At 72.2% G+C, this 23,492-nt stretch carries 19 protein-coding genes; 13 read left to right on the top strand and 6 right to left on the bottom strand.

Annotated elements, in window-relative coordinates; genetic code table 11:
* Positions 1–69: 69 nt before the first annotated feature.
* Entirely contained in the window at positions 70–450 is a 381-nt protein-coding gene (locus tag AB0C03_RS02695) for an OB-fold nucleic acid binding domain-containing protein (RefSeq protein ID WP_030337446.1), read from the top strand.
* 25 nt (positions 451–475) lie between these two features.
* Positions 476–1,159 (top strand): DUF3159 domain-containing protein, encoded by a 684-nt coding sequence (locus tag AB0C03_RS02690; protein WP_030337448.1) that lies wholly within the window; start codon positions 476–478, stop codon positions 1,157–1,159.
* Positions 1,160–1,199: 40 nt separating this feature from the next.
* Here AB0C03_RS02690 and AB0C03_RS02685 read toward each other — a convergent pair whose 3' ends face one another.
* Entirely contained in the window at positions 1,200–1,889 is a 690-nt protein-coding gene (locus AB0C03_RS02685; RefSeq protein WP_030337449.1) for a potassium channel family protein, read from the bottom strand.
* Positions 1,890–1,891: 2 nt separating this feature from the next.
* Entirely contained in the window at positions 1,892–2,557 is a 666-nt protein-coding gene (locus AB0C03_RS02680; protein WP_030337451.1) for a potassium channel family protein, read from the bottom strand.
* 164 nt (positions 2,558–2,721) lie between these two features.
* Here AB0C03_RS02680 and AB0C03_RS02675 point away from each other — a divergent pair, with 164 nt between their 5' ends.
* From AB0C03_RS02675 to dxs, 3 genes are all read left to right on the top strand, one after another.
* Complete coding sequence (locus AB0C03_RS02675; protein ID WP_051708850.1) at positions 2,722–4,809, top strand: APC family permease; 2,088 nt, start codon at positions 2,722–2,724, stop codon at positions 4,807–4,809.
* A gap of 55 nt (positions 4,810–4,864) precedes the next feature.
* On the top strand, positions 4,865–6,091 hold the full coding sequence (locus tag AB0C03_RS02670; protein WP_030337454.1) for a class I SAM-dependent RNA methyltransferase: 1,227 nt from the start codon (positions 4,865–4,867) through the stop codon (positions 6,089–6,091).
* 138 nt (positions 6,092–6,229) lie between these two features.
* Positions 6,230–8,176 carry a 1-deoxy-D-xylulose-5-phosphate synthase gene (gene dxs / locus AB0C03_RS02665; RefSeq protein ID WP_030337456.1) on the top strand — a complete coding sequence of 649 codons (1,947 nt, stop codon included), beginning with the start codon at positions 6,230–6,232 and terminating at the stop codon, positions 8,174–8,176.
* A 197-nt stretch (positions 8,177–8,373) separates the two neighbouring features.
* Here the strand turns inward: dxs and AB0C03_RS02660 are convergent, their stop codons facing one another.
* Positions 8,374–9,567 carry a hypothetical protein gene (locus tag AB0C03_RS02660; protein ID WP_030338134.1) on the bottom strand — a complete coding sequence of 398 codons (1,194 nt, stop codon included), beginning with the start codon at positions 9,565–9,567 and terminating at the stop codon, positions 8,374–8,376.
* Between the two features lie 269 nt (positions 9,568–9,836).
* Between AB0C03_RS02660 and AB0C03_RS02655 the strand changes: the two genes are divergently transcribed.
* Positions 9,837–11,765: a DUF6311 domain-containing protein gene (locus tag AB0C03_RS02655; RefSeq protein WP_081884248.1), complete on the top strand. Its 1,929-nt coding sequence runs from the start codon at positions 9,837–9,839 to the stop codon at positions 11,763–11,765.
* Positions 11,765–13,555 (top strand): DUF6311 domain-containing protein, encoded by a 1,791-nt coding sequence (locus tag AB0C03_RS02650; protein WP_030338130.1) that lies wholly within the window; start codon positions 11,765–11,767, stop codon positions 13,553–13,555. Before AB0C03_RS02655 ends, AB0C03_RS02650 begins: the two co-directional genes overlap by 1 nt.
* Here AB0C03_RS02650 and AB0C03_RS02645 read toward each other — a convergent pair.
* Entirely contained in the window at positions 13,552–15,444 is a 1,893-nt protein-coding gene (locus AB0C03_RS02645) for a DUF6311 domain-containing protein (RefSeq protein WP_209444628.1), read from the bottom strand. The genes AB0C03_RS02650 and AB0C03_RS02645 overlap by 4 nt on opposite strands.
* 103 nt (positions 15,445–15,547) lie before the next feature.
* On the opposite strand from AB0C03_RS02645, the gene AB0C03_RS02640 reads away from it, so the two are divergent.
* Positions 15,548–16,846 carry an outer membrane protein assembly factor BamB family protein gene (locus AB0C03_RS02640; RefSeq protein WP_357633768.1) on the top strand — a complete coding sequence of 433 codons (1,299 nt, stop codon included), beginning with the start codon at positions 15,548–15,550 and terminating at the stop codon, positions 16,844–16,846.
* Entirely contained in the window at positions 16,843–18,120 is a 1,278-nt protein-coding gene (locus AB0C03_RS02635; protein ID WP_357633765.1) for an outer membrane protein assembly factor BamB family protein, read from the top strand. The genes AB0C03_RS02640 and AB0C03_RS02635 overlap by 4 nt, the downstream gene beginning before the upstream one ends.
* Here the strand turns inward: AB0C03_RS02635 and AB0C03_RS02630 are convergent, their stop codons facing one another.
* Positions 18,121–19,272, bottom strand: coding sequence for a C39 family peptidase (locus AB0C03_RS02630; protein ID WP_357633762.1), 1,152 nt, complete (start codon positions 19,270–19,272; stop codon positions 18,121–18,123).
* Between the two features lie 142 nt (positions 19,273–19,414).
* On the opposite strand from AB0C03_RS02630, the gene AB0C03_RS02625 reads away from it, so the two are divergent.
* From AB0C03_RS02625 to AB0C03_RS02610, 4 genes are all read left to right on the top strand, one after another.
* Positions 19,415–20,083 (top strand): response regulator transcription factor, encoded by a 669-nt coding sequence (locus AB0C03_RS02625; protein ID WP_030338119.1) that lies wholly within the window; start codon positions 19,415–19,417, stop codon positions 20,081–20,083.
* Between the two features lie 55 nt (positions 20,084–20,138).
* On the top strand, positions 20,139–21,302 hold the full coding sequence (locus AB0C03_RS02620) for a sensor histidine kinase (protein ID WP_051708918.1): 1,164 nt from the start codon (positions 20,139–20,141) through the stop codon (positions 21,300–21,302).
* 162 nt (positions 21,303–21,464) lie between these two features.
* Positions 21,465–21,872, top strand: coding sequence for a VOC family protein (locus AB0C03_RS02615; protein ID WP_030338115.1), 408 nt, complete (start codon positions 21,465–21,467; stop codon positions 21,870–21,872).
* Positions 21,869–22,306, top strand: a complete 438-nt coding sequence (locus AB0C03_RS02610) for a VOC family protein (protein WP_051708917.1) — start codon at positions 21,869–21,871, stop codon at positions 22,304–22,306. Before AB0C03_RS02615 ends, AB0C03_RS02610 begins: the two co-directional genes overlap by 4 nt.
* A gap of 65 nt (positions 22,307–22,371) precedes the next feature.
* Here the strand turns inward: AB0C03_RS02610 and AB0C03_RS02605 are convergent, their stop codons facing one another.
* Positions 22,372–22,500 carry a hypothetical protein gene (locus AB0C03_RS02605; protein ID WP_280940617.1) on the bottom strand — a complete coding sequence of 43 codons (129 nt, stop codon included), beginning with the start codon at positions 22,498–22,500 and terminating at the stop codon, positions 22,372–22,374.
* Positions 22,501–23,492 lie beyond the last annotated feature (992 nt).

The raw sequence follows: 23,492 nt of genomic DNA, 5'->3' as shown, positions 1-23,492 counted from the left end.
GGCGGGACGGTTCCGGCGCCGCCGGGGCCGGCCGGGAACGGCGAGCGTGGAGAGGGTGACGCGGAGGTCATGACGGCCGACGAGAGCCGGGTGTCGCTGCGGCGCATCCTGCAGAGGTTCACCGCCAGCGAGGCCGAGATCGAGGCGCAGGAGCTGCGTCGGGAGAGCGCCGAGTGTGGCGGGATCCCCGCCCAGCAGTGCTCCCGGGGGCAGATGGTCTCGGTCGCCGGTCGGTTGCGCACCGTGGTCTACACCCCGCGCACCAACCTGCCCACCCTTGAGGCCGACCTGTACGACGGCAGTGACGTGGTCACTCTCGTCTGGCTGGGTCGGCGGCACATCGCCGGGATCGAGCCGGGCCGGCACCTGACCGCCCGTGGCCGGGTGGCGGTGCGCGACGACCGCAAGGTCATCTACAACCCCTACTACGAGCTGGACTCGCCCAAGTGACGACACTGCGGACGAAAGGCCGGCGATGACGACGGGACAGGACCGGGCGGCACAGCCCGAGACGGGCCCTCAGGACGAGGAGCGGCTGCCGACGATCGCCGAGCAGATGGCCGACCAGCTCGGCGGCTGGCGCGGGTTGGTCGAGTCGAGCATCCCGGTCGTCGTCTTCGTCCTCGCCAACATCATCGGCGAGCTGCGGCCGGCGGTGATCGCCTCGGTCTCCGTCGCGGTGCTGATCGCCGGGGTGCGGTTGGCTCAACGCCGGCCCGTCCGGCACGCCGTCAACGGGCTCTTCGGTGTCGGTGTCGGCGCGGCCATCGCGTGGCGCACCGGCAACGAACGTGACTTCTACCTCCCCGGCATCCTCTACGGCATCGGGTACGGCGTGGCCCTGCTGATCTCGGCCGCGATCCGGCAGCCGCTGGTGGGCTGGATCTGGTCGGTGCTGGTCGCCAAGGGCCGTTCGGAGTGGCGCAGCGACCCGAAGCTGGTCCGCACCTTCACCCAGCTGACAGTGCTCTGGGGTGTGGTCTGGCTGGCCAAGGTGGGCGTGCAGGCCGGGCTCTACCTGGCCCACCAGGACACCGCGCTGGGTGTGGCCCGGCTGGCGCTGGGCTACCCGCCGTACGCGCTGCTGCTGCTGATCACGGTCTGGACGGTTCGCCGGGTCACCCGGGAGTCGTCGCCGGCCCCGCTGCCCAGCGCCTGAGCGAGGCCGGGCCACCCGGCCGCTCACTGCGGCCCTGCGGTCAGCGGGAGCCGCGGGTCCGTTCGACGCTGTCCGCCCCGAGGATCACCGCGCGAACGTCGTCCTCCACCTCGGCGGTGCAGACGAAGATCAGCTCGTCGCCGGCCTCGATCGGGTCGTCCGGGCTCGGCACCAGGACCCGCTTGCCGCGCAGGATCGCCACCAGCGCGGAGTCACGGGGCAGCGGCACCGCGTGGATCGGTTGACCCACGTACGGGGCGGTCGGCGGCAGGGTGATCTCGACCAGGTTCGCTTCACCCTGCCGGAAGGTCATCAGCCGGACCAGGTCGCCGACGGTGACCGCCTCCTCGACCAGTGCGGCCATCACCCGCGGCTTGCTCACCGCGACGTCCACGCCCCACTGCTCGGTGAACAGCCACTCGTTCTCGGCCCGGTTGACCCGGGCGACCACCCGGGGCACCGCGAACTCGGTCTTGGCCAACAGCGACAGCACCAGGTTGGTCTTGTCGTCGCCGGTCGCCGCGACCACGACGTCGCACCCGGCGACGTCGGCCTCCTCCAGGCTGGTCAGCTCGCACGCGTCGGCCAGCACCCACTCGGCGTCCGGCACCCGGTCCGGGCGCAGCATCTTGGGCTGGCGCTCGATCAGCATCACCTGGTGGCCGTTGTCGATCAACTCCTGGGCGATCGAGCGGCCCACGTTGCCCGCGCCAGCGATGGCGACTCGCATGGTCAGTGCCCTCCTTCCGGCGCCGTCGCCGCCACCGACGTGACCGTCGCCACGATGTCGTCGCTGACCAGCATGAACACCTGGTCACCCTCTTGCAGGACGGTGGAGCCGGTGGGCAGCGTGCCGATGCCGAAGCGGATCAGGTAGGCCACCCGCGCTCCGGCCGCCTCCTCCAGGGTCCGCACCGGTCGACCGATCCAGTCCTTGTGCACCGGCACCTCGACGATCGACACGGTGCTCGTGGGGTCGCGGAAGATCTCCACGTTGCCCTCCGGCACCAGGTGTCGCAGCATCCGGTCCGCCGTCCACCGCACCGTCGCCACGGTGGGGATGCCCAGCCGCTCGTAGACCTGTGCCCGGCGCTGGTCGTAGATGCGGGCGGCGACCCGGGACACGCCGAACGTCTCGCGGGCCAGCCGGGCCGAGATGATGTTGGAGTTGTCGCCGCTCGACACCGCCGCGAAGGCGTCAGCGCGTTCGATACCGGCCTGCCGGAGCACCTCGCCGTCGAAACCGGCACCGGTCACCGTGATCCCGGCGAAGTCGGGGCCGAGCCGGCGGAAGGCGTCGGCGTCCTGGTCGATCACCGACACCGAGTGCCCTCGGGACTCCAGGCTGTGGGCGAGGGTCGACCCGACCCGACCACACCCCATGATCACGACGTGCACGCTGTCCCTCCCAAGGTGCGCACCACTCCCGCTGCCGGTGGCCTTCCGAGTGCGAGCCTGCCACGTCCCGGTCGCGAGCGGGGACCGACCGTACCCCGCCGTGCTGAGCGGCCGTGATCGCCCACCCCCGCGCCCCCGCCGTGGTGGTCGTACCCTTGGCGTTCGTGGCCAGTCCCACCTCGCTGCTGAAGCGGCTTCTGCTCGGTCGACCGTTCCGGTCCGACCGGCTGCAGCACACCCTCCTGCCGAAGCGCATCGCGCTTCCCGTCTTCGCCTCCGACGCGCTGTCCAGCGTCGCGTACGCGCCCGACGAGATCCTGTTGACCCTGTCCATCGCCGGTGCCTCCGCGTACGTCTTCTCGCCGTGGATCGCCCTGGCCGTGGTCGTGGTCATGCTCACCGTGGTGGCCAGCTACCGGCAGAACGTGCACGCCTACCCGTCCGGTGGTGGTGACTACGAGGTGGCCACCGTCAACCTGGGTCCGAAGTTCGGCGTCGGGGTGGCCAGCGCGTTGCTCGTCGACTACGTGCTCACGGTGGCGGTGTCGGTCTCCTCCGGGGTGGCCAACCTGGGCTCGGTCGTGCCGTTCGTGGCCACCCACAAGGTCCTGATCGCGGTGAGCGCGGTGGTCCTGCTGAGCGCGGTCAACCTGCGCGGTCTGCGCGAGTCGGGCACCGCGTTCGCCATCCCCACCTACGGCTTCGTCATCGTGATGGGCGGGATGCTGCTCACCGGGCTGTTCCGGGTCTTCGTGCTGGGTGACGAGCTCCGCGCGCCGAGCGCCGACCTGGTCATCCAGGCCGAGCACAGTGTGACCGGTTTCGCGCTCATCTTCCTGCTGCTGCGGACGTTCAGCTCGGGCGCCGCCGCGCTCACCGGCGTGGAGGCGATCTCCAACGGGGTGCCCGCGTTCAAGGCGCCGAAGAGCCGCAACGCCGCCACCACCCTGCTGCTGCTCGGCAGCATCTCGGTGAGCATGCTGGTCGGCATCATCTGGCTGGCCCGTCTGACCCACCTGCAGTTCGTCGAGGATCCGGGCCTGCAGATCGTCGCCGGCCCCGAGGGGTACGTGCAGAAGACGGTCACCACCCAGCTCGGCGAGACGGTCTTCGGGTCCGGGTCGATCCTGCTCTACGTGGTGGCCGGGATGACCGCCCTCATCCTGTTCCTGGCCGCCAACACCGCGTTCAACGGGTTCCCGGTGCTCGGCTCGATCCTCGCCCAGGACCGCTACCTGCCCCGGCAGTTCCACACCCGGGGTGACCGGCTGGCGTTCTCCAACGGCATCGTCTTCCTGGCCCTCTTCGCGATCGTGCTGATCGTCGGCTTCCAGGCCGAGGTGACCCGACTCATCCAGCTCTACATCGTCGGGGTGTTCGTCTCGTTCACCGTCTCCCAGGCCGGCATGATCCGGCACTGGAACCGGCACCTGCGTACCGAGCGGGACCCGGAGGCGCGCCGCCGGATGCACCGGTCGCGGGCCATCAACACGTTCGGCGCGGGCCTGACCGGCGCGGTGTTGGTGATCGTCCTGATCACCAAGTTCCTGCTCGGCGCGTGGATCGCGATCGCCGCGATGGCGGTGATCTACGTGTTGATGCTGGCCATCCGCCGGCACTACGACCGGATCGCCGTGGAGCTGACGCCGCCGGATGAGGGCCGGGCCGTGCTGCCCGCCCGCAACCACGCGATCGTGCTGGTCAGCAAGCTGCACCAGCCGACGCTGCGGGCCATCGCCTACGCCCGCGCCACCCGACCGGACACGCTGACCGCGGTGACCGTCAACGTCGACGAGTCGGACACCCGGGACCTGCAGGCCGACTGGGAGCGCCGGGAGATGGCGATCCCGCTCACCGTTGTCGACTCGCCGTACCGGGAGATCACCCGGCCGATCCTGGACTTCGTCGCCTCCACCCGCCGCAAGTCGCCCCGCGACGTGGTCACCGTGTTCATTCCGGAGTACGTGGTCGGCCGGTGGTGGGAGAACCTGCTGCACAACCAGAGCGCGCTGCGCCTCAAGGGCCGGCTGCTCTTCGAACCGGGGGTGATGGTGGTCAGCGTGCCGTGGCAGCTCGCGTCGACGGCGAGCAAGAACCTGGACCGGCTGGACGCCACGCTGTCCCGGACCCCGGCGCGCGGGCCGCGCAGCGCCGTCCCGCCGCCGGTCGCCGTGCCGCCGGTGGTCGCCGCGCCGTCCGGCGAGGGTGAGCAGCGCGGAGGTAGTGCGACGAGGGGGAACACCAGTGACTGAGCCGGGCAGTCGGACCGCGACACCTCGGACGCCGTCGGCGTCGGGTTCCTCGGCCCTGGAGCGGGGCCTGGCCGAGGCGGACCGGGTCGAGCTGACCGTCGACGCGGTCGCCCCGGGCGGGCACTGTGTGGCCCGGGTGGACGGGCAGGTGGTCTTCGTCCGGCACGCGCTGCCGGGTGAGCGGGTCATCGCCGAGGTCACCGAGGTGCACAAGGGGTTCGTCCGGGCCGACGCGGTGACAGTGCTGGACCCCTCACCGGACCGGGTCGAGCCACCCTGCCCGTACGCGAAGCCGGGCGCCTGCGGTGGCTGCGACCTTCAACACGTCGCCCCGGCCGCACAGCTGGCCTGGAAGACGGCCGTGGTGCGCGAACAGCTGGTCCGCCTCGGCGGGCTGACCGACGTCGAACTGGACCGGCTCGGCGTCCGGGTCGAGGCGCTGCCCGGCGGGCTGCTGGGTTGGCGCTCCCGGGTCCGTTACGCGGTCGACGGCGCGGACCGGGCCGGACTGCTCAAGCACCGCTCGCACGAGGTGGTGCCGATCGACAGGTGCCGGATCGCCCACCCGGCCATCCAGGAGCTGCCGGTGCTCACCCCCACCGGCGCGCGCTGGCCGGCCGCCGAGGCGGTGGAGACCGTCGCCAGCACCGGAGGGGACGTGACAGTCACCGAGCTGCGCGACGGGGTGCCCACCCCGGTCAGTGGCCCGACCGAGGTCCGCGAGGTCGCCGCCGGACGGGACTGGACGCTGCCCGCGTCCGCGTTCTGGCAGGTGCACCCGGCTGCGGCGGACACCCTCGCCACCGCGGTGCTGGAGATGCTGGACCCGCAGCCGGGCGAGACCGCCTGGGACCTCTACGGCGGTGCGGGGCTGTTCGCCGCCGGGCTGGCCGCACGGGTCGGCGCGACCGGGCGGGTGACGCTTGTCGAAGCGGCGGCGCAGGGTGTCACCGCCGCCCGGGAGAACCTCGCCGACCTGCCCACCGTCGAGGTGGTCGCGGCCCGGGTGGAGACCGCGCTGGCCCGCCGACGGATAACCGGCCCGGTCGACGTGGTGGTGCTCGACCCGCCGCGCTCCGGGGCCGGCGCCCCGGTCGTCCGCGCGTTGGCCGCCGCCGGCCCCCGGGCTGTCGCGTACGTGGCCTGCGACCCGGCGGCGTTCGCCCGGGACGTGCGCACCTTCGCCGACCTCGGGTGGCGGCTGGCGGCGCTGCGGGGCTTCGACCTCTTCCCGATGACCCAGCACGTCGAGCAGGTCGGGCTGCTGCTCCCGCCGGCCTGAGCGGGAGTGTCGCCGGCCACCCGAGGATCGCCGGCCGGCGCCTGACCGGTTGCTCAGCCGCCAACTCCCCGCCCGGCCGGGGTGGCCGGGGCTCGGGCCGAGCTGCGGAGTACCGGGCGGCCGATAGACTCTCCGGTCATGAGTGTTGAAGAGGACACGGCCAACCACGGCCGGCTGCTGGGGACGGTTCGCGGTCCGCAGGACGTCAAGCGGATGTCCGGCGAGGAGCTGGACGTCCTCGCCGCCGAGATCCGGGACTTCCTGATCACCAAGGTGTCCCGTACCGGCGGGCACGTCGGGCCCAACCTCGGTGTGGTCGAGCTGACGCTCGCCATGCATCGCGTCTTCGACTCCCCCCGGGACCGGCTCCTGTTCGACACCGGCCACCAGGCGTACGTACACAAGATCATTACCGGGCGTCAGGCCGGCTTCGACAAGCTCCGCCAGCGCGGTGGCCTCTCCGGCTACCCCAGCCAGGCCGAGAGCGAGCACGACCTCATCGAGAACTCGCACGCCTCCACCGCGCTCTCCTACGCCGACGGCCTGGCCAAGGCGTACGCCCTGCGGGGCGAGGCGCGCAGCGTGGTGGCGGTGGTCGGCGACGGCGCCCTGACCGGCGGCATGTGCTGGGAGGCGCTGAACAACATCGCCACCGCCGGCAACTCGCTGGTCATCGTGGTCAACGACAACGGCCGGTCGTACTCGCCGACCATCGGCGGCCTGGCCGACCACCTCTCCTCACTGCGCCTCAACCCCGGCTACGAGAAGGTCCTCGACACCGTCAAGGACGCCCTCGGCTCCACCCCGCTGGTCGGCAAGCCCATGTACGAGGTGCTGCACGCCGTCAAGAAGGGCATCAAGGACGCGGTCGCCCCGCAGGCCATGTTCGAGGACCTCGGCATCAAGTACGTGGGCCCGGTGGACGGGCACGACGTGGCGGCGGTCGAGGCGGCGCTGCGCGCGGCCAAGAACTTCGGCGGCCCGGTGATCGTGCACGCCGTCACCCGCAAGGGGTACGGCTACCGCCCGGCCGAGGAGGACGAGGCGGACTGCCTGCACGGCCCCGGCGGCGCCTTCGACGTGGAGACCGGCGCGCTGCTGGCCGCCCCGGCCGTGAAGTGGACGCACGTCTTCGCCGACGAGCTGCTCGCCGTCGCCGACGAGCGTCCGGACGTGGTGGGCATCACCGCCGCGATGGCCGAGCCGACCGGCATCGCCAAGCTGGCCCGCAAGTACCCCGAGCGGGTGTACGACGTGGGCATCGCCGAGCAGCACGCCGCCACCTCGGCGGCCGGGTTGGCGCTCGGCGGGCTGCACCCGGTGGTCGCTGTCTACGCCACCTTCCTCAACCGCGCCTTCGACCAGGTCCTGCTGGACGTGGCGATGCACAAGCTGCCGGTGACCTTCGTGCTGGACCGGGCGGGCATCACCGGCCCGGACGGCCCCAGCCACTACGGCATCTGGGACATGTCGGTCTTCGGTGTGGTGCCGGGGCTGCGGATCGCCGCACCCCGCGACGCCGCCACCCTGCGCGAGGAGCTGCGCGAGGCGCTGGCCGTCGACGACGGCCCGACAGTGGTGCGGTTCCCGACCGGCACCGTCGCCGCGGACCTGCCGGCGCTGCGCCGGGTCGGCCCGGTCGACGTGCTGGCCGAGTCCGCCCGTACCGACGTGCTGCTCGTCGCCGTCGGCTCCTTCGGCCAACTGGGCATGGAGGTGGCCGCCCGGGTCGCCGAGCAGGGCTACGGGGTCACCGTCGTCGACCCGCGCTGGGTGCGTCCGGTCCCGGCGGAGCTGGTCGACCTGGCCGCCCGCCACCGGCTCGTGGTCAGCGTCGAGGACGGTGTCCGGGTCGGCGGTGTGGGTGACGCGCTCGCCCAGGCGATGCGGGACGCCGACGTCCGGGTGCCGCTCAAGGACCTGGGTGTGCCGGCCGGGTGGCACCCGCACGGCACCCGCGCGCAGATCCTCGCCGACCTGGGCCTGACCGCCCAGGACGTGGCCCGCGACGTCACCGGCTGGATCTCCAGCCTGGACGCGACCCCGGACCGCCTCACCGCCAGCGACGCGGCCGCACAGAACTGACCCGCACGCGACGACGGGCGCCCCGCACGGGGCGCCCGCCGTCGCGTCTACCCACCCTCGTCCTGCTCGCCGATCTTGCACTTTCGGTTGACGTAATGCCCCTTGAGCCCCGATTTGTCGCCGCAGAAAGTGCAAGATCGCGGGGCGGGAGAGGGGGCGAGGGGGTGGGGGAGGCGGGGTGGGGGGGTGGGGTGGGGTTAGCGGGGGGAGATTGAGCGGTAGTGGGTTTTGTCGTTGTTGGCGAGGCTGTAGGTCTGGGAGCGCGACGGGGTCGGGATGACCGCCAGGCCGGGGCGGTCGACCAGCAGGGGAGTGCCCGGCGGGACGGACAGCGAGCTGTCCCGGGTGGGCCGCCAGCTCAACACCACCAGCGGCTGGCCGGGCACCGGCAGTTGGTAGGCCTGCAACGGGGTGGCCCGGTCGGCGGGTGAGACGACCGCTGCGCTCCCGTCGGCCGGTCGGTAGATCACCGCCGTCATCGCGCCGGCGTCAGTGTCCCAGCTGAGCTGCTGCAACTCGGCCGCCTCGCCGCCGCCGAGTGCGATTTCGCCGAGCGAGCGCACGGTGAGCTTCGCCATCGGCCAGGAGGTCGGCACCGAGCGTGGGGCGTCCCGGTCGCCGACCCGGCGCGGGATGCTGCCAAACGGGCCCCGGTCGCCGGCCAGCGCGCAGGTGTCCAGACCGGTGAGCGCCCGCCGGCCGGTGCCGGACTCGTCGCGGACCAGCGGGTAACGGGGATCGACGGTGCCGGTGCCCAGGTCGAGCAGTCGGTCGGCGGCCCGCCCACGGGGCAGCGACTCCGTGGTGCGCAGGGTCGCGGTCACGCCGACGGCAGTGCAGGACGGCACGTCGACCGGTGCGCTGAGGCCGTCCGCGATGGTCAACGCCCGGTCCTGCGGCCCGAGGAGGGTCTGCACCCGCGCCGACACCAGGTAGCGCCGGCCGCCGGTCGTCTGCACGGGCAGCACGTCGGAGTAGACGAGGTAACCGGGGTCGGTGTACTCGGTGGCCCGGGTGACCTCGTACCGGTCGCCTTCGCCAGTCAGTTGCAGCAGCCAGGAGGCGCTTTCGCCGGGCACATCGGCGGCCACCAGCGCCACCGGGGCGCCGTCGACGCGACCCGAGAAGAGGATGCCGGACGAGGGCAGGTGCGCGCGGTCGTCGGCCGGCGAGCGCCAGTCCCGCACGGCGGCGGTGACCGCCGCGGTCGCCGCGGCGTCGCCGGAGAGGTCGCCGCGGGGCGGCCACACCGTCAGCGCGCCGTCCAGGCTGTCGTACCCGACCCGCAGGTCCTGCGGCTTCCGCTCGGCCACCGGACCACAGGCCGTGCTTGCCAGCAGCGCGCTCAGCAGGACGGGAAGCGTCCTGCCGTACCGACGGCCTGGAGTCACCTGGCCCGCCCCCGATCGCCTCGCCGTCGCTGTCGGAAAGCGCCATAGTACGAGATGTCCGGTGCGGTTCCTCAGGTGGCCGTCACCCGATCCGCCACAATGGACACCACCGGGGCTTTAGGGCGTTTTGGTTGCTCCGGTAGACTCCGCCGACTGTGACGCCTGCCGAGTCCCGCGCCCTGCCCGCGCCGCACACGGAGGCGGCAGCCGACTCCGCCGACCTGGTGAGTTACCGCACACCTGTCGGCCGCTTGACCGGCCCGCCCGCACTGACCGCCCCCACCACGGACCCGGCGCAGACCCCGGCATCGCCCGAAACACCGGCAAAGCCCGACGCGCCGGCAGCGCTCGAAGCGCCGGCACAGTCCGAGGCGCCGGCAGAGCCTGGAACACCGGCAGCGCCCGAAGTTCCGGCCGAGCCCGAAGCGCCGGCCGGTGGCGCGGTGTCGACCCGGGTGCGGTGGACCCGGCGGCGGCAGCACCTGGCGGTGGGCGGGCTGTTTCTGCTGGCCGCGCTCTGGGTGACCAGCCGGATCTGGCTGGACCCGTCCGGCCGGGTGGCCTCGCTCTACACCGGTGACCCGGCTCAGGTGCAGTTCTTCCTCGCCCACTCGGTACGCGTGGTGCTGCACGGCGAGTACCCGTTCTACACCGAGCAGTTCAACTACCCCGACGGCGTCAACCTGATGGCCAACACGGCGGTACTGGCGCTGGGCATCCCGATGGTCCCGGTGACGCTGCTCTTCGGACCGGCGGTCTCTTTCGTGGTGCTGGTCACGCTCGGCCTCGCCGGCACCGCCATGGCCTGGTACCTCATGCTCTCCCGCCACCTGGTGCGCACCCCGCTGGCGGCGGCGGTCGGCGGCTGGTTCTGCGGGTTCTCGCCGGCGATGCTCTCGCACGCCAGCTGGCACCCGAACATCATCAGTCAGTTCCTGCTGCCGTTCATCGTGTGGCGGGTGCTGGTGCTCACCCGCTCCGGTAGGCCGGTTCGGGACGGGGCGCTGCTCGCCGTGCTGGTCACCGTCCAGGCGTTCATCAACGAGGAGATCCTGCTCTTCACGGCTCTGGCCTGCGGTGTCTTCCTGCTGGCGGTGCTCGCCCAGGAGCCGGCCCGGTGGCGGGCGGCGTGGCGGCCGCTGGGCGCCGGCGTGCTGACCTGCGCGCTGCTGGCCGGGGCGCTGCTGGCGTACCCGCTCTACGTGCAGTTCGCCGGGCCGATGGCCTACCACGGGCTCAGCGACGCGGTGCAGGACTACGGCAACGACATCGCCGCCTTCTTCGCCCCCGGTTCTCCTACCCTCGGCGGCAACCAGCGAGCCAACGCCAACCTGGCGCCGAACTACTCCGAGGAGAACGCCTTCTTCGGCTGGAGCCTGTCGATGCTCGCCATCGGCATCGTGGTCTGGCTGCGCCGGGAGCTGATCGTCAGGGCGCTCGCGGTGACCGGCCTGTTCTTCGCCGTGCTCTCCCTCGGCGAGCGGGTCTCCTGGTGGGACCGGGAGCTGATCACCGGGCCGTGGGAGTGGTTGGTCCATCTGCCGCTGCTCGACGCGGTGGTGCCGACCCGGTTCGGTCTGATCACCAGCGTGGTGATCGGTCTGCTGCTCGCTCTCGCCGTCGAGCGGGCCTGGGCGCTGCGCCCGGCCGACCGCCGTACCGTCCGCGTGCTCACCGCCGCGGGCCTGGCCTTCGCGCTGCTGCCGATCGCACCGATGCCGCTGCGGATGGTCTCCCGGCCCCCGGTGCCGGACTTCATCACCGCCGATCGTTGGCGGGCGTACGTCGGGCCGGATCAGACGCTGGTGCCGATCCCGGTGCCCAGCATGGGCAACACGCACGGCATGCGCTGGGCGGCGGCCACCAACCTCGACTTCAAGATCCCCGGCGGTTACTTCCTCGCGCCCCGCAACGGCAACACCGGTGACCCGGGCCGGTTCGGCGGTCGCCCCAGCGGGGTGGGCCAGATGCTGGAGGAGGTGGCGACCACCGGGCGTACGCCCAAACTCGACGACCGGCAGCGTCGGCGCTTCACCGACGAGTTGCGGCACTGGCGGGCGGCGATCCTGGTGCTGCCGGTGCGGCAGCAGAACGCCGAGCCGCTGCGGCGGACGGTCGAGGAGCTGGTCGGCCCGGGCCGCCAGGAGCTGGATGTCTGGGTCTGGGACGTCCGGGCGCTCAGCGACCGTTCGGTCTGATGACCGCCGGGACGACGTCCCCGAACCCCCTGTCGCCGGCGACGGTCGGCACGTCCCGTCCGGCCTGGCTTCGGGACGCGCTGGTGGTGGCCGGCTATCTGGGCCTCGCGGTGGTGGTGACCAGCGGGCAGTGGGGTCACCCGTGGCGGTTGTTCCACCAGGCGGGTGACCAGATCCTCTTCGAGTGGATGTTGACCCACGCGGCCCATGCGGTGGTCGCGGGGGAGAACCCGCTGTTCAGTACGGGGTTGAACGCGCCCGACGGGGTGAACCTGATGGCGAACACCTCGGTGCTCGGCCTGGGCGTCCCGCTCACCCCGGTCACACTGCTCCTCGGCTCGCAGGTGGCGTTCTGCGTGGCGGTCGTCTGCTGCCTCGCGGGGACGGCCGTCGCCTGGTACGTGCTGCTGCGCCGTCGGCTGGTCGGCACCCGGGCCGCGGCTGCGGTGGGTGGGCTGATCTGCGGCTTCGCCCCGGGCATGGTCGCTCAGGCGGGCGCCCACCTGCACATCGCCGCGCAGTTCCTGGTGCCGGCGATCCTCGCCCTGGTGTTCCGGCCCGCCTCGGGAGTCGCACGGGACGACCTGTGGCGGCCCGGCGTCGGCCTCGGGTTGCTGCTCGTCTGGCAGGTCTTCATCGGCGAGGAGGTGCTGGTCTTCCTGGTGCTCGCGGCCGGGGTCTTCGCGCTGGCGTACGCGCTCGCCGACCGGGTTGCCGCGCGGCGGCACGCGCCGGCCCTCTTCGGTCGGCTCGCGGTGGCGGCCGGCGTGGCGGCGGTTCCGCTGGCGTACCCGTTGTGGTTCCAGTTCCACGGTCCGCAGCACTACACCGGGATGGCGTTCGCCACGCAGGGCTTCCAGCTGGACGTCGCCTCGTTCACCGCGTCGGCCCGGCAGACCGTGCTGGGCGACGACTGGCTGCCGGGGCTGCTCTCGCCGAACCCGACCGAGGAGAACTCGTTCTTCGGCCCGGGTCTGCTGGTGCTCGCCGTGGTGATCGTGATCTGGTTGTGGCGACGGGCACTGGTCCGGGCGTTGGCCGGCTGCGCCGTGGTCTTCGCCCTGCTCTCGCTCGGGACGACGGTGCGATTGAACGGCAACGCCACCGGCCTTCCGGGGCCGTACCGACTGGTCGCGGAGCTGCCTTTGCTCGACCTCGCGGTGCCGGCCCGGTTCGCGCTGGTCTGCGTACCGGTGCTGGGTGTGCTGGTGGCGCTCTCGGTGGACCGGGTCCGCGCCGCGCACCCGGCGACCGCGCCGGGGTTGCCGGTACGGCTGCTGTGGGCCGGGGCGGTGGCCGCCGCGCTGCTGCCCCTGGCGCCGACGCCGATCCGGGTGGTGCCGGTCGCGCCGGTGCCGGCGTTCGTCGCCGACGGCGACTGGCGTGCGCTGGTGCCGCCCGGCCGGACGGTGGTCGCGGTGCCACCGGTCACCGGTGCCGGGCGCAGCCCGGTGATGCTCTGGTCGGCCCGTACCGGTCTGGCGTTCCCCGCGCCTGGTGGCTACTTCATCGGCCCCAGTGGCCCGGACGACCCGACGGCCCGCTGGGGCGCGCCGGACCGGCCCACCTCGGTGCTGCTGCGCCGGGTGGCCGAGACCGGCGCGGTGCCACCGCTCAGCGACGCCGACCGTCGACAGGCCATCGAGGACCTGCGGCACTGGCGGGCGGCAGTGGTCGTCCTCGGTCAGCTGGAGCACGGCGACCCGGTCCGCCGGACTGTCGACGACCTGCTCGGCCCGGGTCGGCCGGTCGACGGCGGGTGGGTGTGGGACGTGCGGGAGCGCGTTTAACCCACCAGCGGGCGGACGTCCCAGACCCAGACGTCGTCGACCCGCTGCGGCGGCCCGATCAGACCGGTGACCAGCTCGCGGAGCACTGTCTCGCGCGGGTGTGCCCCGAGCACCACCACCGACGCCCGCCAGAACCGCAGGTCCTCGATGGCCTGGCGGCGGTTCTCGTCGGTCAGCGCCGGAACCGCGCCCTTGTCCATGGTGGAGTAGATGAGCGAGCTGGTCGGTCGGTTCGGCGCGCCGAAGACCCCCTCGCCCAGCTCGTTCGGGCCGATGAAGTAGCCGCCCGGGACAGGGAACTCCTGCCCGGTCAGCGCGCTCCAGCGCAGCGTCGGCAGGCCGTGCACGTTGCTGGGGATCGGCACCGGTACCAGGGTCCGGCCCGCCGGCACGTACGGCCGCCAGCCGCCCGCGCTGATGAAGTGCGGCGGCGGGTCGATCTGCTGGGCGGGCAGCGGCCGGGGGAAGAGCGGCAGCACGGCGAGGGCGACCGCCGCGTACCCCACCGGGCGCAGCCACCGACGGCGCGCGGCGACCGGCGCGGCCGGCTCGTCGGCGGACGCCGCCGGGGCCGCGTCGCCCGCGCGCTGGGCCGGCACCCTCGGCCGGTCGGCCACCGGGCGTCCCTGCCGGTACGCGGCGTCCCAGGTCAACGCGAGCAGGACGCCCACCGCGGCGGCGACCACCAGCGTCAACCGGGTCGGCATCATCATCTCGACCAGCGGCAGGTCGTCCGACACGTACGACCACGGGCCGCGAATGTCGGTCTCCACACCGTTGAAACGCACCCACGGCCCGATCGCGGCCACGCTGAACACCACGATGAGCACCGCGACGATCCGCGCGGCCAGCGACCGGCGCACCAGCAGCACCAGAGCCACCAGCGAGAGCAGCACCAGCGGCCAACCGAACCAGGTGTTCTGCTCGGTCAGGCCGATGGTCTTCTCCACCTCCGGGTTACCGGCCCAGGTGTCCCGGGCGAAGGTGACGAAGGCGACCAGGTCCTCGCCCCAGTTGTGGAACACGCCGCCCTGCAGGCCCCGGTAGGACTGCGGGCCGTTGAACTGGAACCAGATCGGATACGCGGTGAGCACCAGGGCCAGCCCACCGGCGACACCGAGCCCGGCCAGGAACGTGCCGGCGGCGGCCCGGGTGGCCCGCGGCCGCTGCACGGCGTACGCGAGCACGATGACCAGGCAGGCCAGCGCGGTGAGCAGCAACATCTCCTCGTTGATGAAGATCTGGTACGCCACCAGCGCCCCGAGCACCAGCCCGTTGCGCCGCCACCGGCCCGGCTCGGCCAGGGTTAGCACCCGCACCACGATCAGCGGGAGCAGGAAATTGGACACGAAGTTCGGTTGGCCGTTGGCGTGGTGGATGATGCCCGGCGCGAAGCCGAGGAACGCGCCGCCGACGAACGCCGCCGCCCGGGAGCGCACCAGGTGGCGGGAGAGCATCCAGTACCCGGTGCCGGCGGTGGCCGCCAGCGCCGCACCCAGATAGAGCGCGTACATCACCTGGGGGCCGAGCAGCATGGTCAGCGGGGCCAGCGGCAGTGTCACCCCGAGCAGCGAGGTGTTGGCCATCATGTTCACCCCGTCCGGGGCGTTCTGCCGGGCCGTGAAGAGCGGGTTCTCCAGGTGGCGCACCGAGTACGCGCCGTGCGCGAACAACCACTCGAACCAGCTGTGATCGGTGGGCAGGTGCGAGGAGACCCGGCCGTTGACGTCACCCCAGTAGTTGAGGCAGACGAAGACGCCCAGCAGCACATAGGCTCCGAGGGCCAACAGGTCGGTTCGGGCCGGACGGCGCCGAGGCCGCCGTGTCGGCTCCACCTCGGCCGGGTCGGCGTCGGTCAGGGGATTCAGCGAAGGGTCTACCACCGGCACAGCCACGACGCGCCATCGTACAGGCGGGGTTCCGTCGCTTTTGCCGGGCCGGTGCGCTGACGGTCGGTTTGCCGGACGGTGACCCGTCGGCCAGCCTTACCTGGTGACGGAAGGACGGTCGTTGTCGATCATCGAGCTGGGCGAGATTCGGGACGAGCCCCCGTCGGCACCGTCGGTCCGCCGCCCGCGCGCCGCCGCTCGCCCGCTGCACGGCGCGGCGGTGCTGCTGCTCAGCCTGGTGGTGCTGGCCGCCGCCGCCCCGTGGGCGCAGCGCACGGTGAGTGTGGTGCCGGCGTCCCGGACGGCCACGGCGTACCTGGCCGCGGAGAGCGTCTTCGTGGTCGATCCGCCGATACCCGACGGTGACCGGTACCTGAGCGCGTACGCCCAGCCGGCACCGGCCGGCGCCGCCGTGCGACGGCGGTGGCAGGCGCCGCTGGCCCGCACCGGTGACTACCTTGACGTCCGCATCGAGCGGGGGTTGGTGTTGGCCACGGCGGTCAGCGCCCCGAACCGGGTGTTCCAGACCACCGCCTTCGACGCCGTGACCGGCCGGCAACGCTGGCAGCATCCGGGGTCGCTGCAACCGACAGCGGACGGTGGGCTGCTGCTGACCGACGGTCGGGAGGACGGGTCGGGCGCGGTGAGCGGGGTCGCGCCCGACACCGGCCGGGTGCTCTGGTCGGTGCCGATTCCGCCGGCCGCCAACCCCACCTACCACCACGACCCGGCGGGCCAGGTCGACCGCTTCGTGCTCCTGCAACCGACCGGCGAGGTGCAGGTGCACGACGCCGGCAGCGGCCACCTGCTGCTCAGCATCGACACGCTGCCCGGTGACCGGTCGGCGTACCAGCGGGTGCAGGTCGTCAACGAGCTGCTGCTGCTCGTCCCGCCCGGCAGCACCCGGCTGGTGAGCTTCGCGCTGGCCGACCTGGCGCCACTGTGGACGGCCGAGGTGACGCTGGTGTCGCACGTGCTCGACTGCGGCGGTCTGCTCTGCGCGGTCCCGCAGACCGGCGGCCTCCAGGTGCTCGATCCGGCCACCGGCGCGGTGCGCTGGTCGGAACCGGGCCAGGACGTGCTGGCCGACGTCCGGTCCGGCCGGCTGCTGATGGCAGTGCCCGGCCGGGGGTACGCGGTGCGGGACGCGGCGACCGGGCAGGTACGGACCGAGCTGGGCGGGTGGAGCCTGATGCCCGTGCTCGACGCCGACGACCCGCTGGTCGGTGTACGGCGGGGCGACGACGGTCGGATGGTCGTCGCCGAACTCGACCTGGTGGCCGGCCGAGCGCGGATCGTCGACGTGCTGCCCGGCATCGCCGGCAGCTGCCAGGCGTCCCTGCCGGTGCTGCTCTGCCAGCGCCTGGACGGCACAACCGCCCTGTGGAGGTTGACGCGGTGAGCGACTCGGTGATCGACCTCGGCGAGCTGCGGCACGGCCCGGACCCGGACCCGCTGCCCCGCCCGCCCCGCGCCCACGGTCGCACGTTGCGCTGCGCGCTGGTCGTGCTGCTCGCCCTGGTCACGCTCGCCGCCGGCGCGGTGACGCCGTCGCGCCCGGCCCCGGTGACGCTGCCGGCCAGGCCCGGATCCGACGTCATGATCGATGGAGACCTTCTGCTGGTGATGGAGCCGACGAGCCCGAGGCGGCAGGGGCGGCTGGCCGCGTACCGGCTGCCCGACGGCGAGCCGGTCTGGCAGGTGCCGCTGTCGGCGGAGGCCCGGTACTGGGGTATGACGTCGCTGAACGGGATGCTGCTGACCACCGGGTACGAGATCGGCCCGGAGGGTCGGGAGACCCGCACCATCGCCCTGGACCGGGCGACCGGGGCGTACCGCTGGCAGCAGCCGGGTACCGTCACCAAGCTGACCGACGGCAACCTGCTGCTGCGCAGCGGCGGCGAGACCGAACCGTCCAGTGTGCGCGCGATCGATCCGTGCTGCGGCACGGTGCGCTGGCAGCTGTCGGGCGTCACCGCCGACGTGACAGTGCGGGGCGACGAGCGCGGAGTGGACCGGGTGGTGCTCAACCAGTTGGACGGGCCGGTCGAGGTACGCGACGCGATCACCGGGGCGGTGCTGGCCCGTGCCGACCTGCGCCCGCCCGACCGTGGTCCGATCGGACTGGACCTGATAAACGACCTGCTGCTGGCCGTCGACAGGGGCTCGGGCGCGGTCACCGCGTACGGACTGGACCGGCTCGACCGACGCTGGACCCGCACCCGGGTCAACGTCGACTTCACGCTGGACTGTGGCCCCGTCCTGTGCCTGCGCACCGGCAACAACGAGCTGCAGGCGCTCGACCCGGCGACCGGCGAGGTGCGCTGGCGCAGCAGCCGGTGGGGGTGGGCCTGGCCGACCGACGGCCGGCTGATGGCCAACATCAGCGGCATCGGGCCGCTGGAGCAGTACATCGTGCTCGACGCGCTGACCGGCCGGCAGCTGGCCGACCTGGGCCGGTGGGAGCTGTACCAACTCGGTGTCGGCCGGCTGGTCGGCATCCGCCGGCATCCCGACGGTGGGGTGCTCGTCGGCGAGTTGGACGTCGGCGCCGCGAAGACGCGGGTCGTGGACGTGCTGCCCCGTGCCACCGGGGACTGTCAGGCGGTCACCGGTTACCTGGTGTGCAGTGTCGCCGCGCCCGGCTCGTACCAGCTCTGGAAACTGACCGACTGATCACCAGTTGGCCTGGGCCGGCGACGGGGGCAGGGGCACCGACGCGGGTCGCACCACGTACGCCACCCCGCCGCTGCCGCGTTGCCAGACCGCCTCGAACCCCTGCCGAGGCACCGTACGGCGGACCGCGTCGTCGTCCGGGGCGTACGGGTCGTTGAGCACCGGATCACCGTCGGCGGTGAAGCCGACCAGCACCATCAGGTGCCCTCCGGTGTCGTACCCGAGCCCCGGCACCTCGCCGGCCCGGAACGCGGCGGAGACGATCAGGGGGATGCCGGCGGCGATGAACGCCTCCGCCTCGACCAGCGACCGCAGCCGGGTGACGAACGCGTCCACCCCGTGCAGGCCGGCGTACGCGGTATTGAACGGCCAGTTCCCGGCCCCGGCGTACGCGTGGTCGTAGCAGTGTCGGGCGGCGTGCACCACCACCGGTCGGGGACCGGACGGCCGCACCCAGGCGTAGTGGTCCGGTGTCGGCTCCGCGCCCCAGTAGGCGAGCACCATCGAGGTGCAGGTGGGGCTGCACCAGGAGTCGCCGCCGCCACCCCACTGCGGGTACTGGCCGGCGTGCAGCCGCTGCGAGTAGCGGGGCACGTCCAGCACGATCCCACGCGCGGCGGTCGAGGCGGGTTCCCGCTCGTGCCGCTGGTCGGTCGAGGTCGGCCCGGTGGCGACCGCGCCGACGCTGCGCAGCACCGGGCCGGTCGGGCTGCCGGCGGGCCGGCACAAGGTCACCCGCGCCTGCCAACCGGTGACCGTCGCCCCGGTGACGATCAGGGTGTCGGTGTCGACCCGGGCGACGCTGTCACGCTGGCCGGGCACCGACGTGCGCCGTACCGTGTGGTCGCCGGCGGCCCAGCGGGCCAGCCGGTACCAGTCGGTGCTGGGCGCGTCGTCGTGCCAACCGCGCAGGTCGACCTCGATCCAACAGCCGTCCGGGGTGTCCGCCGTCCAGGACGGCACCACCTCGGCGACGGCGAAGCCGACCGGCACCGGCGGCGACGTCCAGGTGCCCCGCTGGTCACCGCCGTCGAGGGTGAGGCCCCGATCACCGGCGCGCAGGCCGTCGCCGCTGCCGGTGGCCGTGTCGGCCGGCAGGTGGAAACCCCGGTAGGCGATGTCCCGCCGGATGGTCGGTGCCGCAGTGGTCATGCCAGGTCCGTCCGTCGCTCGGTGCCGCCGGCCAGCATCGCGTACGCGGCGGAGGCCCGCAACGCCGACCGGTGCCCGCGGCGGGGGACGATTGTTGCCGGGCGGCACTAGGTTGTCGGTGGTCAGCAGCGAGGAGGCCGGGATGCGGGTACTGGTGGTCGAGGACGAGCGCAACCTCGCCGACGCGATCGCGCGCGGGTTGCGCAAGCGGGGGATGGCCGTCGACGTGGCGTACGACGGCGACGCCGGCCATGAGGCCGCTTTCGTCACCCGGTACGACGTGGTGGTGCTCGACCGCGACCTGCCCGGCGTGCACGGCGATCAGATCTGCGCGGACCTGGCGGCCTCCGGTGCGCTGACCCGGGTGTTGATGCTCACCGCGAGCGGCACGGTGGCCGACCGGGTGGAGGGGTTGCAGCTCGGCGCGGACGACTACCTGCCCAAGCCGTTCGCCTTCGACGAGTTGGTCGCCCGGGTGCAGGCGCTGGGCCGGCGGGCGACCCCGGCGGCGCCGCCGGTGCTCGAACTGGCCGACCTGGTGCTCGACCCGGCCCGCCGGGTGGCCACCCGCGCCGGAGTGCCGGTGGACCTCACCAACAAGGAGTTCGGGGTGCTCAGTGAGCTGCTCAAGGCCCGCGGCGCGGTGGTCTCCAGTGAGGAGTTGCTGGAACGGGTCTGGGACGCCAACACCGACCCGTTCACCACCATCGTCCGGGTCACCGTGATGACCCTGCGCAAGAAGCTCGGCGACCCGCCGCTGATCGAGACGGTGGTCGGCGCCGGCTACCGCACCGCCGAGGTGAATCTGTGAGCGCGAGGAGTGAGCCGGGTGTGCGAGCCCCGCAGTCGCGAACCGAGGTGGCACGGTGAGTCGCCGGTTGCGGCCCACCCTGCGGTTGCGGTTGACAGTGCTCAACGGGGTGCTGCTGATCGGCGCCGGAGCGATCCTGGTGCTGTTGGCGTGGCTGCTGGTCCGCGACGCGCTGCGCCCCACCGACGAGTTGGTGCCCGGCACGACAGTGCTGCTCTCCGACGGCCGGGAGTTGGACGCCGGCGAGTGGCAGCGGCAGTTGGTCGACGCCGCCTCGGGGGAGCTGCTGGCCAAGGGCCTGGTGGCGCTGTTGGCGATCAGCGTGGTCGGGGTGGCCGGGGCGTACGCGGTGGCGGGTCGGGCGCTGCGCCCCCTGCACCAGGTCACCGCGACCGCCCAGCGGCTCGGTGAGGCGACCCTGGACCAGCGGATCGGCTACTCGGGCGCCGACGACGAGGTGGCCGAGCTGGCGAAGACGTTCGACGACATGCTGGACCGGATCGCGTCCGCGTTCGAGGCGCAGAAACGTTTCGTGGCGAACGCCTCGCACGAGCTGCGTACCCCGCTCGCCGTGATGCGCACCGAAATCGACGTGACGCTCAGTGACGACGAGGCGGACGCCGCCGAGTACCGGCGGATGGCGACTGTGGTCCGGGACGCCTCCGAGCGGGCCAACAGCCTGGTGGACGCGCTGCTGGTGCTGGCGCGCAGCGAGGCACAGGCCGGTCGGCGGCTGGGTCGGCGGACCGAGTGCGACCTCGCCGCCGGCACCGCCAACGCCCTGTCGGCGATGCGCCGCGAGGTGGAACGGATCGGCCTGCGGGTGCAGACGTCGCTGAAGCCGGCACCGGTCGTCGGCGACCCCGGCCTGCTGGACCGGTTGGCCGGCAACCTCATCGAGAACGCGGTCCGCTACAACCACCTGCACGGCCGGCTGTGGGTGCGCACCGGCACCGACGGCGAACGGTCCTGGCTGGTGGTGGGCAACACCGGCTTCGAGGTGGACCAGGCCGACGTTCCGGGGCTGTTCGAGCCGTTCCGGCGCGGTGGCCGGGAACGCACCGGCGCTCGCGGGTCCGGTCTGGGGCTGTCCATCGTCCGGGCGGTCTGCGACGCGCACGGCGGCACCGTACGGGTGGTCGCGCAGCCCGGCGGTGGTCTGGAGGTGACGGTGACGTTGCCGTCGGCGGACACCCCGGCGGTGCCCGCCGCCGGCTGAACGGGGTTGCGCGCGACGCTCACCCGCTGGCAAGATCACCGAGTCAGCTCAGAGAGTGAAGGGGGGTGCGTCGATGTCCACCAGTCAAGGCTCCGCACCCCTGGTCTTCGCAGGCTGACCCCGGGCGGCGGAGCGTCCTCATCCGACCATGGAGGACCACCCGTGTATCCACGGATCCGCAACATCAGTTTCGATTGTCACGACACGTACGCCCTGGCCGGCTTCTGGTCGGCGGTGCTCGGTTACGCCCGGCACGACGAGGACGCCCCCGGTGATCCGGAGGCGGCAGTGGTGCCGCCGGGCGGCACCACCCCCCACCTGTTCTTCCAGGAGGTGCCGGAGGAGAAGGTGACCAAGAACCGGGTCCACATCTGCCTGGAACCGGTCGACCGGACCCGGGACGAGGAAGTCGAGCGGGTGCTCGGCCTCGGGGCCACGATGGTCGCCGACCGACGGCTTGCCGACGGAACGGGCTGGGCGGTGCTCGCCGACCCGGAGGGGAACGAGTTCTGCGTGCTCCGCAGCTCCGGCGAACGTGTCGCCACCACCACCGTGGAGGACCACCAGTGAGCTCGACGATCCACAACATCAGCATCGACTGTTCCGACACGTACGCGCTGGCCGGCTTCTGGGCGCAGGTGTTCGACTGCCCCCGGCAGCCCGACGACTTCCCCGGTGACCCGGAGGCGATGCTCCTGCCGCCGGGCGGCCCGGAGGTGCTGTTCATCGCCGTGCCCGAGGGCAAGACGGTGAAGAACCGGCTGCACCTTGACCTGCAACCCGCCGACCGGACCCGCGCCGAGGAGGTCGAGCGACTGCTCGGCATCGGCGCGACGCTCGTCGCCGACCGGGTCAGCCCGACCGGCGGTGGCTGGGTGGTGCTCGCCGACCCGGAGGGCAACGAGTTCTGTGTGCTCGGCAACGCGGCCGAGCGGGCGGCGGCGGCAGCGGCGCGGGCCGCGGCGGCAGCGCTGGCCGCGTCGGAGGTCGCCGAACCGGCCTGACAGTCGACGTACGGCGTGGGCCCCGGTCACCACAGGGGTGGCCGGGGCCCACTGTCTCGTACGGCTCAGGACTGTTGCTCGACCTGGCCCCGGATCGCGGTGAACTCGGCCTTGGCCTGGTCGGCGGACTTGACGTACATCACCACCATGCCCAGGCTGCCCCGGTCGGCCCAGACGCAGATGCCCAACGGCACGCTCTCGGTGTTCCCGTCGCCGCAGCGCGCCTCACCGCCGAGCGGGCCAGGCTCGGCTCTCTAGTGTCCTGAGTCGTTAATTCGGCCGCGGTATGTGGCTACCGACAGCCTGCTATCTTCCGCTGAATTAACGACTCACGACACTAGCCAACTTTGGGGAGCGGCGGCGCCGGTAGTTACGGCCTGAGCGCTTGCCCGCTTAGGGGAGAAGCGAATGGTCGACACCCGATTGATCAGGCCGGGTTATGCCCCTGGGGTAACGAGTTCAGAGTTGCCTGCAATGGAAGACCGGCGTTGGCAGAATCGACCACAGCTCGACCAGGGGGCCGGGATTGCTGTGTAGGCCGTCGGGCATGCACTATGAGGGATCCCACCACCTCGTGCGCGACACTAAACTGCTATGCCGGCGAAGAATAACGTTAGCGCTAGCGTAAGATCCAAACACTTGCAACCCTCGCGGTCAGGGAAAATGCATCACGAACCGAGCGGACAGTATTGTTGCGGCGAGCCCTGTCAGGTCGAATGCTACCGCAGCCGTGGGTCATCCCGCTGCCCCGTCCCTGATGGCGCTGTGACGTGCTCCGATGTGTCAGGTAACCACCATCGCCTATCGCACGCTTGACCGCCCCGAGGGACCGTGATAAAAATTCATCACCGTTAACACGTTGCAGGCAATTGACGTCCTTCGAATACTTTTGGTTGGCGTTGATTGCTCTTGAGGAATCGGGGACTGGTATGAAGAGGACTGTTGTCCGGACCGCAATCACTTCCGTGGCCTTGACTGCCGCACTGGTGGCCGTCGCCTCGCCTGCTCAGGCGGCCTGGGTCTTTGTGTCGAGCTACCCTCACACGCCTGTCGGGCTGGTCACCTGTTCCACTCAGGCCGCAATGTCAGGGGTCAACAACGACACCAACTACCGGTGCACCGATGTTGGATATGCCTACCACGTGCAGCGGGAGATCTAAACCTCAGCAGGTCGCACGCGACCCGC

The sequence above is a fragment of the Micromonospora parva genome (assembly GCF_040649675.1).
GTDB lineage: Bacteria > Actinomycetota > Actinomycetes > Mycobacteriales > Micromonosporaceae > Micromonospora > Micromonospora parva.
The sequence above is the reverse complement of the archived record's forward strand: the minus strand, read 5'-3'. Positions and strand labels throughout refer to the sequence as shown.

What these genes read in the sequence shown, in the direction of transcription:
- AB0C03_RS02685 (WP_030337449.1), bottom strand. Translation starts at nt 1,889, where the DNA reads ATGCGAGTCGCCATCGCTGGCGCGGGCAACGTGGGCCGCTCGATCGCC.
- AB0C03_RS02690 (WP_030337448.1), top strand. Translation starts at nt 476, where the DNA reads ATGACGACGGGACAGGACCGGGCGGCACAGCCCGAGACGGGCCCTCAG.
- AB0C03_RS02625 (WP_030338119.1), top strand. Translation starts at nt 19,415, where the DNA reads ATGCGGGTACTGGTGGTCGAGGACGAGCGCAACCTCGCCGACGCGATC.
- AB0C03_RS02650 (WP_030338130.1), top strand. Translation starts at nt 11,765, where the DNA reads ATGACCGCCGGGACGACGTCCCCGAACCCCCTGTCGCCGGCGACGGTC.
- dxs (WP_030337456.1), top strand. Translation starts at nt 6,230, where the DNA reads ATGAGTGTTGAAGAGGACACGGCCAACCACGGCCGGCTGCTGGGGACG.
- AB0C03_RS02630 (WP_357633762.1), bottom strand. Translation starts at nt 19,272, where the DNA reads ATGACCACTGCGGCACCGACCATCCGGCGGGACATCGCCTACCGGGGT.
- AB0C03_RS02695 (WP_030337446.1), top strand. Translation starts at nt 70, where the DNA reads ATGACGGCCGACGAGAGCCGGGTGTCGCTGCGGCGCATCCTGCAGAGG.